Raw genomic sequence first — 15,540 nt, 5'->3', positions numbered from 1 at the left:
TCAGTCCACAAACAGGGTGGCGGGTTGTTCGAGCAGGCCGCGCACGGCCTGGATGAATTGTGCCGCGTCCATGCCGTCGACCACCCGGTGATCGAAGGAGCTGGAGAGGTTCATCATCTTGCGGATCACGATCTGGCCTTTGATCACCATGGGCCTCTCGACGATCTTGTTCACGCCGACGATCGCCACTTCCGGCAGGTTCAGCACCGGGGTGCTGACGATGCCGCCCAGCGCGCCGAGGCTGGTCAGGGTGATGGACGAGCCGGACAGTTCGTCGCGGCTGGCCTTGCCGTTACGGGCGGCCGTGGCCAAGCGGGCGATTTCAGCGGCACTGTCCCACAGGCTGCGAGCCTCGGCATGGCGCACCACGGGCACCATCAAGCCGATATCGGCCTGGGTGGCGATACCGACATGCACCGCGCCCAAACGGGTGATGACCTGGGCTTCGTCATCGTAGCGCGCGTTAATCTGCGGGAAATCACGCAGGGCGACGACCAGGGCGCGCACCAGGAACGGCAGCAAGGTCAACTTGCCGCGGCTGGCACCGTGTTTTTCGTTGAGGTGCGCACGCAGTTCTTCCACGGCAGTGACGTCGATTTCCTCGACATAGCTGAAATGGGCCGCGCGTTGCGTGGCGTCCTGCATGCGCTGGGCGATCTTGCGCCGCATGCCGATCACCGGGATCTGTTCTTCGTCGTTGCGCTGGGCGTAAGGGCTGCTGACGGTCGACGCATTCGACTGACCCTGGGCCAGATAGGCCTCGAGGTCTTCGTGCAACACACGACCCGCCGGGCCGGTGCCACGAACCAGGCGCAACTGGATACCGAGGTCCAGCGCATGCTTGCGCACTGCCGGTGAGGCCAGGGGACGCTCATCGGCTTCGCGGGCCACCATTGGCCCCTGGCAGGCGGCGGCTTTCGGTGTTGCGGCAGCGATCGGTTTGGTCTCCACTGCGGTTTCGATTTTCGGCGCAGCGACCGGTGCTTCTTTCACCGGTGCCGGTTGCGCAGACTCCCTGACGTTGCCCGCGCCTTCGACTTCGATGCTGATCAGCACGCTGCCGACCGCCATCACTTCACCTGGCTGACCGCCAAGGGCAATCACCTTGCCATGCACCGGCGACGGAATATCCACCATTGCCTTGTCGGTCATGACATCGGCCAGCACCTGATCTTCGACGACCATGTCGCCGACCTTGACGTGCCACTGTGACAACTCAACTTCTGCAATGCCTTCGCCAATGTCCGGCATCTTGATAACGTGCGTGCCCATTCAGACCTCCATGACCCGTTTCAACGCCGCGCCCACACGGGACGGCCCAGGGAAATACGCCCACTCTTGCGCGTGCGGGTAGGGGGTGTCCCAACCGGTGACGCGTTCGATCGGCGCTTCCAGGTGGTGGAAGCAGTGCTCTTGCACCAGTGCCGTCAATTCGGCACCGAAACCGCAAGTACGAGTCGCTTCGTGGACGATTACGCAGCGCCCGGTTTTCTTCACGGACTTGACGATGGTTTCCAGGTCCAGCGGCCAGAGGCTGCGCAGGTCGATGACCTCGGCATCCACGCCGCTTTCCTCGGCGGCCACTTGCGACACGTACACAGTGGTGCCGTAGGTCAGTACCGTGACGTCCTTGCCTGGACGAGCAATGGCGGCAACATCGAGCGGCACGGTGTAATAGCCGTCTGGAACCTGCGCGGCGGGGTGTTTCGACCAAGGGGTTACCGGACGGTCGTGGTGGCCGTCGAACGGACCGTTGTACAGGCGCTTGGGCTCAAGGAAGATCACCGGGTCATCATTTTCGATGGAGGCGATCAGCAGGCCCTTGGCGTCGTAGGGGTTGGACGGCATGACGGTGCGCAGGCCGCACACCTGGGTGAACAGGGCCTCGATACTCTGGCTGTGGGTCTGGCCGCCGTAGATACCGCCACCGCAAGGCATGCGCAAGGTCAACGGCGCGGTGAATTCGCCGGCCGAGCGATAGCGCAGGCGCGCGGCTTCGGAAATGATCTGGTCGTAGGCCGGGTAGACGTAGTCGGCGAACTGTATCTCCACCACCGGGCGTAGCCCGTAGGCGCCCATGCCTACTGCAGTGCCGACGATGCCGCTTTCGGAGATCGGCGCGTCGAACACCCGGGAGGTGCCGTACTTGGCCTGCAGGCCTTCGGTGCAGCGGAATACGCCGCCGAAGTAACCGACGTCCTGGCCGAACACCACGACGTTGTCGTCGCGCTCAAGCATCACATCCATGGCCGAGCGCAGGGCCTGGATCATGGTCATGGTGGTCGTGGTCATGGCGGTATCCAGCTGGATATTGTTGTTGTGATCGTTCATGTCAGATCCCCAGCTCTTGACGCTGGCGCTTCAAATGCTCCGGCATCTCTTTATAGACATCTTCGAACATGGTCGCGGCGCTTGGAATCTGGCCGCCGGCAAGGGTGCCGTACTGTTCGGCTTCTTTCTGCGCGGCGATCACCTCGGCTTCCAGTTCGGCGCTGACGGCGGTGTGCTCTTCTTCGGACCAGTGGCCAACCTTGATCAGGTGCTGCTTGAGGCGCGCGATCGGATCGCCCAACGGGAAGTGGCTCCAGTCGTCGGCAGGACGGTACTTGGATGGATCGTCCGAGGTGGAATGCGGGCCGGCGCGGTAGGTGACCCATTCGATCATGGTCGGGCCGAGGTTGCGGCGCGCGCGTTCGGCGGCCCAGGCAGAGGCGGCGTAGACCGCGTAGAAATCGTTACCGTCGACCCGCAGCGAGGCGATGCCGCAACCGACGCCACGCCCGGCGAAGGTGGTGGCTTCACCACCGGCAATCGCCTGGAAGGTGGAGATGGCCCACTGGTTGTTGACCACGTTGAGGATTACCGGCGCACGGTACACGTGAGCGAACGTGAGAGCGGTGTGGAAGTCCGACTCGGCGGTGGCACCGTCGCCGATCCAGGCCGAGGCGATTTTGGTGTCGCCCTTGATCGCCGAGGCCATGGCCCAGCCTACGGCCTGGACGAATTGGGTGGCGAGGTTGCCAGAGATGGTAAAGAAACCGGCGTCTTTGACCGAGTACATGATCGGCAGCTGACGTCCCTTGAGCGGATCGCGCTCGTTGGACAGCAGTTGGCAAATCAGGTCCACCAGCGGTACGTCGCGGGCCATCAGGATGCTTTGCTGGCGGTAGGTCGGGAAGCACATGTCGTCGATGTTCAAGGCCAGGGCCTGGGCACTGCCGATGGCTTCTTCGCCGAGGCTCTGCATGTAGAACGACATTTTTTTCTGGCGCTGGGCGACCACCATGCGGTTGTCGTAGATCCGCGTCTTGAGCATGGCACGCATGCCTTTGCGCAGGATGTCCACCGGTACGCCTTCGGCCCACGGGCCCAGGGCATTGCCCTGGTCGTCGAGCACGCGAATCAGGCCACGGGCCAGGTCTGCCGTGTCAGCCGGTTCCACGTCGATAGGGGGTTTGCGCACTGTGCCGGCGTCGGTCAGGTGCAGGTAGGAGAAGTCGGTTTTGCAGCCGGGGCGACCCGAGGGTTCGGGGACGTGCAGGCGCAGCGGTTCGTACGCTTGGTTCATGGCTTCTACGCTCGATCTTGTGAATTTCTTGTAGTGAGCTGACAGATTTCGTTCGGTGGAAGAAATCTTGTCCTACAACAATCATAGGCCCGGCCAAGAAGAATATTTCTCTGTGTTTCGTTGCGCTCAAGATCATTTCCAGATAAAAAATCTGCATAAACATAAAAAACAGGTGTTTTTGTCTCATGCGCAAACTGGACCGTACCGATATCGGCATTCTCAACAGTCTCCAGGAGAACGCACGCATCACCAACGCCGACCTGGCACGCTCGGTCAACCTGTCACCGACGCCATGCTTCAACCGGGTCAAGGCGATGGAGGAGTTGGGCTTGATTCGTGAGCAGGTGACCCTGCTGGATGCCGATCTGCTGGGGCTGCACGTCAATGTGTTCATCCACGTCAGCCTGGAAAAGCAGGTGGAGGAGGCGTTGCAGCATTTCGAAGAGGCGATCTCCGATCGGCCCGAAGTGATGGAGTGCTACCTGATGGCCGGCGATCCGGATTACCTGATTCGGGTGCTGGTGCCGACCATTCAGTCGCTGGAGCGCTTCATGATGGATTTCCTCACCAAAGTCCCCGGCGTTGCCAATATCCGTTCGAGCTTTGCGCTCAAGCAGGTGCGCTACAAGACGGCGTTGCCGTTGCCGGCCAACGGCTTGACCTTGGGTACCTGATACGGTGCTCCTGCCTTGATCGTTCCCACGCTCCGCGTGGGAATGCATCCCGTGACGCTCTGCGTCACATCCGGAGCGTCCCTGGCGGCATTCCCACGCGGAGCGTGGGAATGATCGAGGGGGGGTCAGAACTTGTTCAGGGGAATCTTCAGGTAGACCACGCCATTGTCCTCCGCCGGCGGCAGGTTCCCCGCCCGCACATTGACCTGAATCGCTGGCAGCAGCAGCGTCGGCATGCCTAACCCGGCATCGCGTCGGGTGCGCATGTCGACGAACGCGGTTTCGTCGATGCCGTCGCGCACGTGGATGTTGCTCTTGCGTTGTTCGCCAACGGTGCTCATGCAGTGCGGTTCACGGCCCTCGGGTGGGTAGTCGTGGCAGACGAAGAGGCGCACGCTGGCAGGGAAGGCCAGCAGCTTGTGGATCGAGGCGAACATCTGATGGGCGTCGCCGCCGGGAAAGTCGCAGCGGGCGGTTCCGACGTCGGGCATGAACAGGGTGTCGCCAACCAGGATCGCGTCGCCGTCGACCAGGTAAGCCATGTCCGCCGGGGTATGGCCTGGTACATGCAGGGCGGTGGCCTTGAGATTGCCGATGCGAAATGACTCGTTCGGGGCGAACAGGTGATCGAACTGCGAGCCGTCGATGGAAAATTCCGGCTCAAGGTTGAACAGGGTCTTGAACACGCCCTGCACCTTGCAGATCGACTGGCCGATGGCGATCTTGCCGCCCAGTTCCCGGCGCAGGTAAGGCGCGGCGGACAGGTGATCGGCATGGGCGTGGGTTTCCAGCAGCCATTGCACCTGCAAGCGGTGCTCGCGCACGAAGGCGATGATCCGGTCGGCTTGCAGGGTGCCGGTCCGTCCGGCAGCCGGGTTGTAGTCGAGTACCGGATCGACGATCGCGCATTGTCCGCCATCGGTTTCGTAGATGACGTAACTGTAGGTTGACGAGGCGTCGTCAAAAAAAGCTTCAATAAGGGCGGGCATGTGGGTTTTTTCTTCAGGGGCAAGTCATGAGGTTAGATTCATTTTCCCTGCGCTGACCAGCCCGCGACACATTCAGTTGATGAAAAAAACACTGCGGCCTCTATCCTGTCACTCTATCGATACCGGGCGTTCCCGGCCTTTGTCATGGATTACGAGCGTTCTATGTTGCTGGCGAGTTTTTTTGGTGTGGTCATGGGGTTGGTCCTCGGGTTGACCGGGGCCGGGGGCGGTATTCTTGCAGTGCCGGCTCTGGTGTTGGGACTCGGCTGGAGCATGACCACGGCGGCGCCCGTCGCGCTGTTTGCCGTGGGCAGCGCAGCGGCGGTCGGTGCCATCGATGGCTTGCGCCATGGCCTGGTACGCTATCGCGCGGCGCTGTTGATTGCCTTGCTGGGCGCGGTGTTTTCCCCGCTGGGCATCTACTTCGCCCATCAACTGCCGGAAAAGGTCCTGATGATCCTGTTCAGCCTGCTGATGGTCATGGTGGCTGCGCGGATGTTGCGTCGCGAGCGCAAGGACCAGGGGCCCAGCGATCATGGTCACGCCAACTGGGGCCAGAAGAACTGCATGCTCGATCAGCAGACCGGGCGCTTTTCCTGGACCGCCAAATGCACCGCGACCCTCGCGGCCCTCGGTGCGGTGACCGGTGTAGTCTCTGGCTTGCTGGGTGTGGGCGGCGGGTTTCTGATCGTGCCGGCCTTCAAGCAGCTGACCGATGTGCAGATGCGCGGCATCATCGCCACGTCCCTGATGGTCATCAGCCTGATCTCGGCCATCGGCGTGATCGGCGCATTGCATGCCGGGGTGCGAATCGACGGGTCTGGCATGGCCTTTATCGCCGCCAGCATCGTGGGCATGATCATCGGCCGAAAGCTTTGCGCGCGAGTGCCGGCGCGGGCGCTGCAGGTGGGATTTGCGAGCATCTGCCTGGCAGTCTCCGCCTACATGCTATTGCGGGCAGGTCTCTGAATTCTTGTAGGCGCGAGCATGCTCCGGGCGGCGTTCCGACGATGGAGGTCAACGATGACTCGGGGTACCTGATTCCCCGCTGTGCTCTCAGGTTTTTCGCGAGCATGCTCGCTCCTACAGAGGGCGGTAATGCAGTGTGAAGGTTAATTCTGCCGATTGGCCCTGCTCCAGCAAACGCAACCCGGGCCGACCGGGCAAGTGGTGCGCGTTGACCGGGTGAGTGACCGGTTCGATGCAGAAAAAACCCAGTCCTGGCGGGCAGTAGAGCAGGTAGTAATCGCTGCCGGTGGCGTGGCATTGCAGCTCGTAACCAAGGTCGGGTTGCTGGATCAGGCAGTGGCCATCCCAGTTGCAGAACCCGTTGTCGACCAGTGTCTGGGGCAGGGCCTTGGGCTGCTGGAAATCCCATTCGGCAGGTAATGCACCCAGCCCGGTTGGCAGTCTGGCGGCGTCGCACAGCCACACTTGCCCGGCCTTTGCCTGTAATCGCGTGCCAGCGCTTCGGGGCAGGTACGGGTGCAGGCCCAGGCCATGCCAGGCCGCGTGCTCTGCCAGATGGGTAACGCTCAACTCGATACACAGCTTGCCTTTATCGAGATGGAAACGTTGGCGGGCGCAATAGGCAAAGGGCTCGGTGCTATCGAGTTGCAGCACCACGTCGTTAGGCGCTTTGGAAACGACCTGCCACGGCTGCTGCCAGGCGCTGCCATGAATCGGCAGCGGATCGGTGAGGCTGTTGGGCGCCAGGGCCAGCCAGCCATCCGGGCAATCGAAGCCCCCTTCGGCAATGCGGTTGGACCACGGCACCAAAGGGAAGCAGCCCAGTTTGCCGGGAAGGCCCGTGTTCAATGCGTGCTCATCGGCGTGCCGTAACAACGGCTGGCCGGTGTGGCGCAAGGACCAGTTGACGATGCTGCCGCCAAGTTCGGGGGCGAGGGTGAGGCGGGTGAATTCGTCTTCGAGTTCGAGCAGTGTGGGTTTCATGTTCACCAGCGATAAAGGGAATGCGCGGATTGCCTTTGTAGGAGCCGGTTTGCTGGCGATGGCGCCCTTGAGAACGCCATCGCCAGCAAGCCGGCTCCTACAGGGGAGGATTACAACACCAGATGCGGCAACCACAGCGACAGCGCAGGGATGTAGGTCACCGCCAACAGCACCAGGAACAGCACGCCGTAGAACGGCAGCAGGGCCTTGACGGTTGATTCGATGCTGACCTTGCCCACCGCCGACCCGACAAAGAGTACCGCGCCTACCGGCGGTGTAATCAAGCCGATCCCAAGGTTCACCAGCATGATCATGCCGAACTGCACCGGGTCCACGCCAATGCCGAGAATCACTGGCATCAGGATCGGCGTAAGGATCAGGATCAAGGGTGCCATGTCCATCACGGTGCCAAGCAACAGCAGCATGACGTTGATGCACATCAGGATCACGTAGCGGTTGTCCGACAGGGTCAGGAACATCGTGGTGATCTTCGCCGGGATCTGCATCAGCGTCATGATGTAGCCAAAGCTGGCGGCGAAGCCGATCAGGATCATCACGATCGAAATCGTGCGTACCGTGCGGTGCATCAGTTTCGGCAGCTCGCTCCACTTGTAGTCGCGGTAGATGAACATTGTCACGAAGAACGACCACAGTACCGCGATGGCTGCCGACTCGGTCGCCGTGAATATGCCCGACAGAATGCCACCGAGGATGATCACCATGGCCATCAGGCCCCAAAGCGCCTCGCCGCAGATTTTCAGGGCTTCGCGCATCGGGATGACTTCGCCCTTGGGGTAGTCACGCTTCTTGGCGAAGATCAGGCACAGCACCATCAGGCACGCGCTCATCAACAGGCCCGGCACCACGCCGGCCATGAACAGCGAGGCAATCGACACCGTGCCGCCTGCCGCCAGCGAGTAGAGTACCGAGTTGTGGCTCGGCGGAGTCAACAGGGCTTGCACCGAGCCGCTGACGGTCACGGCGGTGGCGAACTCACGGGGATAGCCGCGGCGTTCCATTTCCGGGATCAGCACCGAACCGACCGAGGCGGTATCCGCCACCGAGGAGCCGGAGATCGCGCCAAAGAAGGTCGAGGCCATGATATTGACCAGCGACAGGCCACCGCGCACGAATCCGACCAACACACCCGCAAACGCCACCAGACGCCGGGACATCCCACCCTCGGCCATGATCGCACCGGCGAGAACGAAGAACGGAATCGCCAGCAGGGAAAATTTGTTGACGCCACCGGCCACCTGAATCATCAGCGCCTGGAACGGAATGTCGATCCAGAACGCGCCGATCAGCGCAGAGAGCCCGAGTGCGTAGGCGACCGGCATGCCGATCAGGATCAATGCTATGAAGCTACCCAACAGAATCACAGCGTCCATTCAGGCAGCCCCTTCGTTTTCTTCAACGATGTCGAAACGCACGACGCGACGATTGCTCTGATCACCGAGCAAGAGTTTTTCCAGGACAAAGATCAGCGTCAGCAGGCCGCCAATCGGAATCGGCATGTAGGTAATGCCTACGCGCAGGGTGGGCAGGGCGCTCATGAACTGGTTCCAGGTCGACAGGCACAGCTTGCTGCCCCAGATGGTCATGAACAATGCAATGGTTGCCATCAACAGTTGCGAGACCACGCCTACAGCCTTGCGCAGTTCGGGGGGCATGCGGTCGGTGAGCATGGCCACGGCCATGTGTGCGCCAGCGCGGTAGCTGGCGGCGGCGCCGATGAAGGTGAAGACCATCATCAGCAGAATCGCCGTGGGCTCAGGCCAGCTTGAGCCAGTGCCGAGGACGTAGCGGGCGAAGACGCCCCAGGGAATGATCAGGGCAATGGCCAGGACCGACAGGCCCGCGACCCAGATGCAAGTCATGTAAATCCTGTCGTTGATGCGCAGCAATAGATTCTTCATCGGGTTTCACCGTAACCGGGCGCGCACGGGCGTCTACCAACGAACGTCGCGCCGGGCCTTTCAAGAGAGCGGGAGAGTTACTGGACGGCTTCGATGCGCTTGATCAGGTCGGCGTAGGGTGCGCCGTATTTCTCGCGGATCGAGGCGGTCGCTTCATAGAAAGGTTTCTTGTCGACGGTGATGAACTCGACGCCGGCAGCCTTGAGTTTTTCTTCGCTGCTGGCCGATTTGGCATCCCACAGGGTGCGCTCCTGCGCCTGCGCCGCCTTGGCGGTCTTCTTCACCAGCACCTGCTGCTCGGGGGTGAGTTTGTTCCAGGTGATCTTCGACATCACGATCGGCTCGGGCAGGATCAGGTGCCCGGTCAGGCTATAGAACTTGGCGTTCTGGTAGTGATTGTGTTCGAGCAGGGTCGGCGGGTTGTTCTCCGCACCGTCGATCACACCGGTCTGCAGGGCACTGAAGATTTCACCGGTGTCCATGGCAATGCCGTTGCCGCCCATGGCGTTGATGGTTTCGATGAACATCGGGTTGCCTTGCACGCGGATCTTCATCCCCTTGAGATCCTCCAGGCTGCGCACCGGTTTCTTGGTGTAGATGTTGCGCGTGCCGCCATCCATCCAGGCGAGGGCGACGAGGTTGAATTCGGAGTTGGTGATCTTGTCGAGGATCTCGTCGCCGACTTCGCCATCGATGACCTTGCGCATGTGCGCCTGGTCGCGGAACACGAACGGCATGTTGAACACGTTCACGTCCGGCACCACCGGGCCGACGATGCCGAGGCTGACCCGAGCCATCTGGATCGCGCCAACCTGGGCCTGCTCGACCACTTCTTTTTCCGAGCCGAGCACACCGCCGGCGAACATCTTGAAGGTCAGCTTGCCGTCGCTGTCGGCCACCAGGGTCTTGCCCAACTGTTCTTCAGCGACCACGGTGGGGTAGCCCGCGGGATGGATGTCGGCAAACTTGATTTCCAGCGCATGGGCGGCGCTGCTGAGGGTGAAGGCCAGAGGGAGTGCTGCGGCGAGCAAGGTGCGTTTGAAGTCCATCGGGGGTGTCTCCAGTTTTGTTGTTTTTGTTATTCAGGGCACAGCGGTGTAGCGCCAACAGTTGCGTTCATTGCTTGAAGTGCGGCTCGGGCAATCCCTTGACGCCGGGGTCCAGGGCGAACACGCCACCGGCCAGCGAATGCTCGTCGTGGTTGTCTCCCGGGCGAATCGAGGTCACGAACAAGGTGTCCAGGCGACTGCCACCGAAGGCGCACATGCTCGGTTTTTTCACCGGTACGGCAAGGGAGCGGTCCAGTCGACCGTCGGGGGTGAAGCGGTGGACCAAGCCGGCGTCATTGCCGCAGATCCAGTAACAACCCTCGGCATCGACCGCCGCGCCATCAGGGCGACCGGCATATTGATTCATGTCGATGAACACGCGGCGGCTGGAAGGGGTGCCGCTGTCGATGTCGTAATCGAATGCCCAGACCTGCTGCACCAGCGGATGGGAGTCGGACAGGTACATCGTCCGGCCGTCCGGGCTGAAGGCCAGGCCGTTGGGTACGATCAGGCCGTTCAATTGTGCCTGGAGCGGGCCTTGTTGCCCGGCGCCATATCGATAGAGCGTGCCCACGGCGGCATTGGCGCCCATGTCCAGCACCATGCTCCCGGCCCAGAAGCGGCCCTGGCGGTCGCAGCGACCATCGTTGAGGCGCATGTCCGGACGGGGGTGATCGACGTGGGCCAGGGGGGCGCTGTCGAGGCTGCCGTCGGCATGTGCATGCAGATGGAAGAACCCGCTCTCCATGCCGGCAATCCAGCCGCCATCGGGGTGACGGGTGATGCAGGCGAGCATTTGCGGGGCTTTCCAGGCGTGCACATGACCGGTTTGCGCGCTCCAGCATTGCAGGCCCCCGGCGGGAATATCGACCCAGTACAGGGCGTTTTCCTCGGGGACCCAGACCGGGCTTTCACCCACCGTATTGCGCGCATCGACAATCAGTTCGGCTTGCATGGCAACTCATTCCCTTGGCTGTTGGTGGTTGGGCTCGTGGCCGGGGCGATCAGTCGCCGAACGGGCCGGCAACGCAAAAGGCACCGCCCTGGTAGATCCGCGCCGGGTCATCGGCGGCCGGCAGCGGCTGGGCTTCGACTTTTTCACGGAACACTTCGGAAGTGTCCTGCGGGGCATAACCCAGGGCCGTGGCGTAACGGTTGTCCCACCAGACGTCCTTGTTGTCGGAGGCACCGTAGACCACGGTGTGGCCCACGTTGGGGGTGTAGAGCGCACGTTCGAGCAATTGGGTGAGGTCACCGAAGCTCAGCCAGGTGCTCATCATCCGGCGGTTTTGCGGCTCGGGGAACGAGGAGCCTATGCGCACGCTGACCGTTTCGATGCCGTAGCGATCGAAGTAGAACGTGGCCATGTCTTCGCCGTAGGACTTGGACAAGCCGTAGTAGCTGTCCGGGCGGCGAGGGGAATGGGCGTCGATGACTTCATCCTGCTTGTAGAAGCCGATGACGTGGTTGGAACTGGCGAAGATCACGCGCTTGACGCCATGACGGCGTGCCGCTTCATAGATGTGGAATACGCCGCAGATGTTGGCGCCGAGGATTTCCTCAAAGGAGCGCTCGACCGACACACCGCCAAAATGCAGGATCGCATCCACGCCTTCGACCAATTGGTGCACGGCGTGCTTGTCGGCGAGGTCGCACGGCACGACTTCTTCGCGATCGTCGATGGCGGGGGCGATGTCGGCGATGTCGGACAGGCGAATGACGTTGGCGTACGGGCGCAGGCTCTCGCGCAGGACTTTGCCCAGGCCACCGGCAGCACCGGTCAGCAACAGGCGATTGAAGGGTGTTTGGGCGGTTGCAGTGGTCGTCATGGGAATTCCTGGACAAACAGTTGTTGTTATTGAGTCGTTGTAGGTTGTCGTACGACTATGCTGAAGTATCGGTAGGCTTTCCGGTTTTTGTCAACGCGACATTGGTGGAAATTGACGGAGGGTCAACCCGATCAATGCCCTGGTAAATCTCGATCCCTGTAGGAGTTGGCTTGCCAGCGATGGCGATCTGGCGGACGCCATCGCTGGCAAGCCAGCTCCTACAGGGGCATTTGTTGATCCTCTGCTCTTACAACAACGAAATCGGATAGCTGATGAAAATCCGGTTTTCATCGAACTCGTTGGTGCTGAAGTCCTTGCGAATACTCGCATTGCGCCATTTGACGTTGAGGTTTTTCAACGCGCCGCTCTGCACCGTATAGGCCAGTTCCGATTCGCGGCCCCATTCCTTTCCGTCAGTGATGGTGCCGGTGTGCACGTTGTCACCGCTGATGTAGCGGTTCATCAGCGTCAGGCCGGGAATGCCCAGGGCCACGAAGTTGTAGTCGTGACGCACCTGCCAGGACTTCTCCCTGGCGTTGTCGTAGCTGGAGTTGTAGCTGTCGTTGGCCAGGGTGCCGCCACTGGTGCCATTGACCCGCATCCACACGTCGTCGCCGCTGAGTTTTTGCAGGCCGACATAAAAGGTGTTGCCACCGTACTTGGCCGAGAGCAGGGCGAAGGCGGTCTTGTTATCGAGGTCACCGGCCAGGGCGCTGCCGTCTTCCTTGCCGATGAAGTAGCCGAGGTTGGCGCCCAGGGTCCAGTCGCCGATTGGCTGACTGTGACTGAGGTTGAAGTACTGCTGCTGGTAGATGTCGCTGAGTTCGGCGTACCAGACGCCGACCTGGGTGCGTTTTTCGTTGAAGGCGTATTCACCGCCGCCGAAGTTGAAACGATCGGAGCTGAAGGCGGCCGATTTACCGTTCATGAACATGTCTTCCATGCTCGCGTCGTTGCGCGGGCTGTTTTGACGGAACTGCCCGCCGTAGAGCGTCAGGCCGCTGATCTCGGTGGACGTCACCTGGCCACCGCGGAAGGTTTGCGGCAGCGAGCGGCCGTCGTCGGATCGCAGGATCGGCAACACCGGCATCCATTCGCCGACCTTCAGTTCGGTTTTCGAGATCTTGCCTTTGAGGGCCACGCCCAGGCGCCCGAAGTTGTCGGCCGGGCGGCCGTCACCATGGACCGGCAGCAACTGCGTTCCCGTGGTGCCTTTGCCGCCGTCGAGCTTCTGCGAGTACAGCCCCAGCACATCCACACCGAAGCCCACCGGGCCCTGGGTATAGCCGGATTTGGCGTCGAGGATGAAGTTCTGTGTCCACTCCTCAGCCTTGCCCTGAGGGTAGGCCGGGTTGGTGTAGTTGCGATTGAAGTAGGCGTTGCGCAGGTTCAGCGTGGCCTTGGCGTCATCGGTGAAGCCTTCGGCCTGGCAGGTCATTGGCAGGGCAAGGGCCAGGCTGGTGCAACCGAACAGACTCAGCGTCTGCAAACGGGTAACGGACGGGCGTGGGGTACGGACGGACGAATCGCGGACGAGCTTGCTCACTGTGACGCTCCCTTGCTGCTTTTTGTTTTTATTGTTGTTATACGTCGTCGTACAACATTGGCGCAGATATTTGCGGGATTTTCAGGGGTTGTCAATCAGAAGTTATACGATGACTTAAGGGAGTACGTTCCACTGGGGATAAGGGGTTATCGGGGTAGAAACCGCAGGAAGGGTTGAAAGGTATGAAATGCGGTCAGAGGTGCCCTGACCATGCGCCGGAATCGACAGTCCCCTGTCGCCGCGCGGTAGAGCGGTGCTAGTCTTGTTTAATGTTGTTGTCAGGGAGCCCTCATGGGCAATCACAAGATCGAGATTCGTCGCAGTAACGTCGAGAAAATTCTGCTGGGGGCCGAGAAGGTCTTCGCCGAAAAAGGCTTTGGCAGTACCGCCATGGCCGACATCGCCGCCGAAGTGCAACTGCCGCGCTCCAACCTGCATTACTACTTCAGCACCAAGACCGAACTGTACAGCGCTGTGCTGTTGGACCTGCTGGAAGTATGGAAGCAGGACGCCCTGTGCTTCGAGATGTTCGACGACCCCCGCGTGGTGCTCAGCAGCTACATCCGCGCCAAGATGAACCACTCGCGCAGCCGACCCTACGGCTCGAAGGTCTGGGCCAACGAAATCATCCATGGTGCGCCGACCCTGGGCGCGAAGCTGGACGCGAGCCTGTACGACTGGGCCAAGATGAAGGAAGCGAAGATCCGCCAGTGGGTCGAGGATGGCCGCATCCTGCCGGTGGAGCCTTCCAGCCTGCTGTACATGATCTGGGCCTCGACCCAGCACTATGCCGACTTCGATCACCAAGTGAATATTTTGAATGATCATCAGCCGTTGTCGGACATGCAGTTCGAGCGGGCGGTGCAGACGGTGACGAGTGTGATTTTGCGGGGGATTGGGTTGGAGCCGTAATCTTCCTGCAATGGTCAAATTGTGTCATGAGGTTTCTCATTATCATCTGTGAATGTTGTCATCGAGATTCCTTATGACATGGGCTTTAAGTTTCAGCTCAATCGACCTGTAGTTTGCAGCTCGACGGTTGATATCAACTTTCGAATGAGTCCGTTCATTTGCATCTTCAAAGGCGTGTTTAGCTGATTGAAGTTTTTCCACCATTTTTCTTGGGGCCGTTGGATAAACATCAGGCTGGCTTACGTGGCGATCATAACGCTTGGCATCGGTGACTAGTTGTCGGTATACCTTGGCGTTCGTCGAAGGGTTTGAGTCTTTTGGTGCGTACCTTTGTGTTTTTCTGAGGGGCGGCACCGGCACCTCTTGAGAGGCAAGTGCTGAAGTGTTGCGGGGTTGCGAAGGCGACGCCGGGACAGATTGATTTAAAAGTGCGTTCGGTCGAGGATTCAATGCTACTTTGCCAGGATTCTTGGTGATGGCGGAAGTTGTATTCCTGGTTGTGTTCAGCGGACTTCTGATAACAGGTGTTGGAATATTCCGACCACGAAGTATGACCGCGAGTTTTATATTGCCTGTCGGATCAACGAAATTTGTCGGGTCTCCACCACAATAAGCATACTGGTTTATACCCGCTCTCTCATCAAAAGGGCTCAACTCATCCGGGCTATTAAATCGCATCAGTACAGGATTAAAAAAGCGATTGCCCTGTCCCAGTGGGTAGTGACCCGTTATAGCGTCAGGACACTCCCCGTTGAACCCGATCAAGGTACTTAAACCACTTTTGGCCGGATGATAACCGTAGGCGGCATATGAAAGTTGCTGCGGATTATTGCTTGAGAGCGTTTTCAGCAGTGAATCTGCCTGGTCGGTTGCCAGCAGCGTGGTTTCGGTCACACCGGCTTCGTTCTGTTGCTGCGCCAAAGGTTGGGCTTCACGGCGCAGGATTGTTCGCTGCGTCTGCTGTCCCAGTTCTGTAGTCAGGAGGTTATCTTGATAGAAACGCTGCGTGCTGCCGCTCGCCAGTATCCCTACGCTTGTTAGGCGGTTGAGGGGGTCGTAGTGATAGAGGCGGAGAATTTTCAACGATGAGACCGACATGAC

At 60.4% G+C, this 15,540-nt stretch carries 15 protein-coding genes; 3 read left to right on the top strand and 12 right to left on the bottom strand.

Annotated elements, in window-relative coordinates; translation table 11 throughout:
• The 3 genes from CGA21_RS08495 to CGA21_RS08485 are packed head-to-tail and all read right to left on the bottom strand — an operon-like array spanning nt 1 to nt 3,568.
• Nucleotides 1-1,272, bottom strand: coding sequence for a dihydrolipoamide acetyltransferase family protein (locus CGA21_RS08495; RefSeq protein WP_110751457.1), 1,272 nt, complete (start codon nt 1,270-1,272; stop codon nt 1-3).
• A complete protein-coding gene (locus CGA21_RS08490) occupies nt 1,273-2,331 on the bottom strand; it encodes an alpha-ketoacid dehydrogenase subunit beta (protein WP_020798523.1) in 1,059 nt (352 codons plus the stop codon). It abuts the gene before it with no gap.
• Nucleotide 2,332: 1 nt separating this feature from the next.
• Complete coding sequence (locus CGA21_RS08485) at nt 2,333-3,568, bottom strand: 3-methyl-2-oxobutanoate dehydrogenase (2-methylpropanoyl-transferring) subunit alpha (RefSeq protein WP_083348943.1); 1,236 nt, start codon at nt 3,566-3,568, stop codon at nt 2,333-2,335.
• 185 nt (nt 3,569-3,753) lie between these two features.
• Between CGA21_RS08485 and bkdR the strand changes: the two genes are divergently transcribed.
• Nucleotides 3,754-4,242 (top strand): Bkd operon transcriptional regulator BkdR, encoded by a 489-nt coding sequence (bkdR, locus tag CGA21_RS08480; RefSeq protein ID WP_008059350.1) that lies wholly within the window; start codon nt 3,754-3,756, stop codon nt 4,240-4,242.
• 125 nt (nt 4,243-4,367) lie between these two features.
• Here bkdR and CGA21_RS08475 read toward each other — a convergent pair whose 3' ends face one another.
• Entirely contained in the window at nt 4,368-5,231 is an 864-nt protein-coding gene (locus tag CGA21_RS08475) for an MBL fold metallo-hydrolase (protein WP_110751998.1), read from the bottom strand.
• Nucleotides 5,232-5,393: 162 nt separating this feature from the next.
• Between CGA21_RS08475 and CGA21_RS08470 the strand changes: the two genes are divergently transcribed.
• Nucleotides 5,394-6,200: a sulfite exporter TauE/SafE family protein gene (locus tag CGA21_RS08470; RefSeq protein WP_188263976.1), complete on the top strand. Its 807-nt coding sequence runs from the start codon at nt 5,394-5,396 to the stop codon at nt 6,198-6,200.
• A gap of 114 nt (nt 6,201-6,314) precedes the next feature.
• On the opposite strand, the gene CGA21_RS08465 is transcribed toward CGA21_RS08470, so the two are convergent.
• From CGA21_RS08465 to CGA21_RS08435, 7 genes are all read right to left on the bottom strand, one after another.
• On the bottom strand, nt 6,315-7,184 hold the full coding sequence (locus tag CGA21_RS08465; protein ID WP_110752002.1) for an aldose 1-epimerase: 870 nt from the start codon (nt 7,182-7,184) through the stop codon (nt 6,315-6,317).
• 110 nt (nt 7,185-7,294) lie between these two features.
• Nucleotides 7,295-8,575, bottom strand: a complete 1,281-nt coding sequence (locus CGA21_RS08460) for a TRAP transporter large permease (RefSeq protein ID WP_110752004.1) — start codon at nt 8,573-8,575, stop codon at nt 7,295-7,297.
• Complete coding sequence (locus CGA21_RS08455; protein WP_020799404.1) at nt 8,576-9,103, bottom strand: TRAP transporter small permease; 528 nt, start codon at nt 9,101-9,103, stop codon at nt 8,576-8,578.
• A 77-nt stretch (nt 9,104-9,180) separates the two neighbouring features.
• Nucleotides 9,181-10,152 (bottom strand): TRAP transporter substrate-binding protein, encoded by a 972-nt coding sequence (locus CGA21_RS08450; protein WP_020799405.1) that lies wholly within the window; start codon nt 10,150-10,152, stop codon nt 9,181-9,183.
• A gap of 67 nt (nt 10,153-10,219) precedes the next feature.
• Nucleotides 10,220-11,107: an SMP-30/gluconolactonase/LRE family protein gene (locus tag CGA21_RS08445; protein ID WP_188263975.1), complete on the bottom strand. Its 888-nt coding sequence runs from the start codon at nt 11,105-11,107 to the stop codon at nt 10,220-10,222.
• Between the two features lie 49 nt (nt 11,108-11,156).
• Nucleotides 11,157-11,981, bottom strand: a complete 825-nt coding sequence (locus tag CGA21_RS08440; RefSeq protein ID WP_179056806.1) for an NAD-dependent epimerase/dehydratase family protein — start codon at nt 11,979-11,981, stop codon at nt 11,157-11,159.
• A 247-nt stretch (nt 11,982-12,228) separates the two neighbouring features.
• Entirely contained in the window at nt 12,229-13,527 is a 1,299-nt protein-coding gene (locus CGA21_RS08435; protein WP_411157063.1) for an OprD family porin, read from the bottom strand.
• A gap of 291 nt (nt 13,528-13,818) precedes the next feature.
• Here CGA21_RS08435 and CGA21_RS08430 point away from each other — a divergent pair, with 291 nt between their 5' ends.
• Complete coding sequence (locus CGA21_RS08430) at nt 13,819-14,439, top strand: TetR/AcrR family transcriptional regulator (protein ID WP_110752012.1); 621 nt, start codon at nt 13,819-13,821, stop codon at nt 14,437-14,439.
• 42 nt (nt 14,440-14,481) lie between these two features.
• On the opposite strand, the gene CGA21_RS08425 is transcribed toward CGA21_RS08430, so the two are convergent.
• Entirely contained in the window at nt 14,482-15,537 is a 1,056-nt protein-coding gene (locus CGA21_RS08425; RefSeq protein ID WP_188263974.1) for an RHS repeat-associated core domain-containing protein, read from the bottom strand.
• Nucleotides 15,538-15,540: the final 3 nt, after the last annotated feature.

Source organism: Pseudomonas sp. PSB11, assembly GCF_014596605.1.
Lineage (GTDB): Bacteria > Pseudomonadota > Gammaproteobacteria > Pseudomonadales > Pseudomonadaceae > Aquipseudomonas > Aquipseudomonas umsongensis.
Note: the sequence above shows the minus strand (reverse complement) of the source record. Positions and strands in the feature narration are given on the sequence as shown.

Excerpts from the sequence above, each read along its gene's own strand:
- CGA21_RS08495 (WP_110751457.1), bottom strand. The coding sequence starts at position 1,272 with ATGGGCACGCACGTTATCAAGATGCCGGACATTGGCGAAGGCATTGCA.
- CGA21_RS08490 (WP_020798523.1), bottom strand. The coding sequence starts at position 2,331 with ATGAACGATCACAACAACAATATCCAGCTGGATACCGCCATGACCACG.
- CGA21_RS08485 (WP_083348943.1), bottom strand. The coding sequence starts at position 3,568 with ATGAACCAAGCGTACGAACCGCTGCGCCTGCACGTCCCCGAACCCTCG.
- bkdR (WP_008059350.1), top strand. The coding sequence starts at position 3,754 with ATGCGCAAACTGGACCGTACCGATATCGGCATTCTCAACAGTCTCCAG.
- CGA21_RS08475 (WP_110751998.1), bottom strand. The coding sequence starts at position 5,231 with ATGCCCGCCCTTATTGAAGCTTTTTTTGACGACGCCTCGTCAACCTAC.
- CGA21_RS08470 (WP_188263976.1), top strand. The coding sequence starts at position 5,394 with ATGTTGCTGGCGAGTTTTTTTGGTGTGGTCATGGGGTTGGTCCTCGGG.
- CGA21_RS08465 (WP_110752002.1), bottom strand. The coding sequence starts at position 7,184 with ATGAAACCCACACTGCTCGAACTCGAAGACGAATTCACCCGCCTCACC.
- CGA21_RS08460 (WP_110752004.1), bottom strand. The coding sequence starts at position 8,575 with ATGGACGCTGTGATTCTGTTGGGTAGCTTCATAGCATTGATCCTGATC.
- CGA21_RS08455 (WP_020799404.1), bottom strand. The coding sequence starts at position 9,103 with ATGAAGAATCTATTGCTGCGCATCAACGACAGGATTTACATGACTTGC.
- CGA21_RS08450 (WP_020799405.1), bottom strand. The coding sequence starts at position 10,152 with ATGGACTTCAAACGCACCTTGCTCGCCGCAGCACTCCCTCTGGCCTTC.
- CGA21_RS08445 (WP_188263975.1), bottom strand. The coding sequence starts at position 11,107 with ATGCAAGCCGAACTGATTGTCGATGCGCGCAATACGGTGGGTGAAAGC.
- CGA21_RS08440 (WP_179056806.1), bottom strand. The coding sequence starts at position 11,981 with ATGACGACCACTGCAACCGCCCAAACACCCTTCAATCGCCTGTTGCTG.
- CGA21_RS08430 (WP_110752012.1), top strand. The coding sequence starts at position 13,819 with ATGGGCAATCACAAGATCGAGATTCGTCGCAGTAACGTCGAGAAAATT.
- CGA21_RS08425 (WP_188263974.1), bottom strand. The coding sequence starts at position 15,537 with ATGTCGGTCTCATCGTTGAAAATTCTCCGCCTCTATCACTACGACCCC.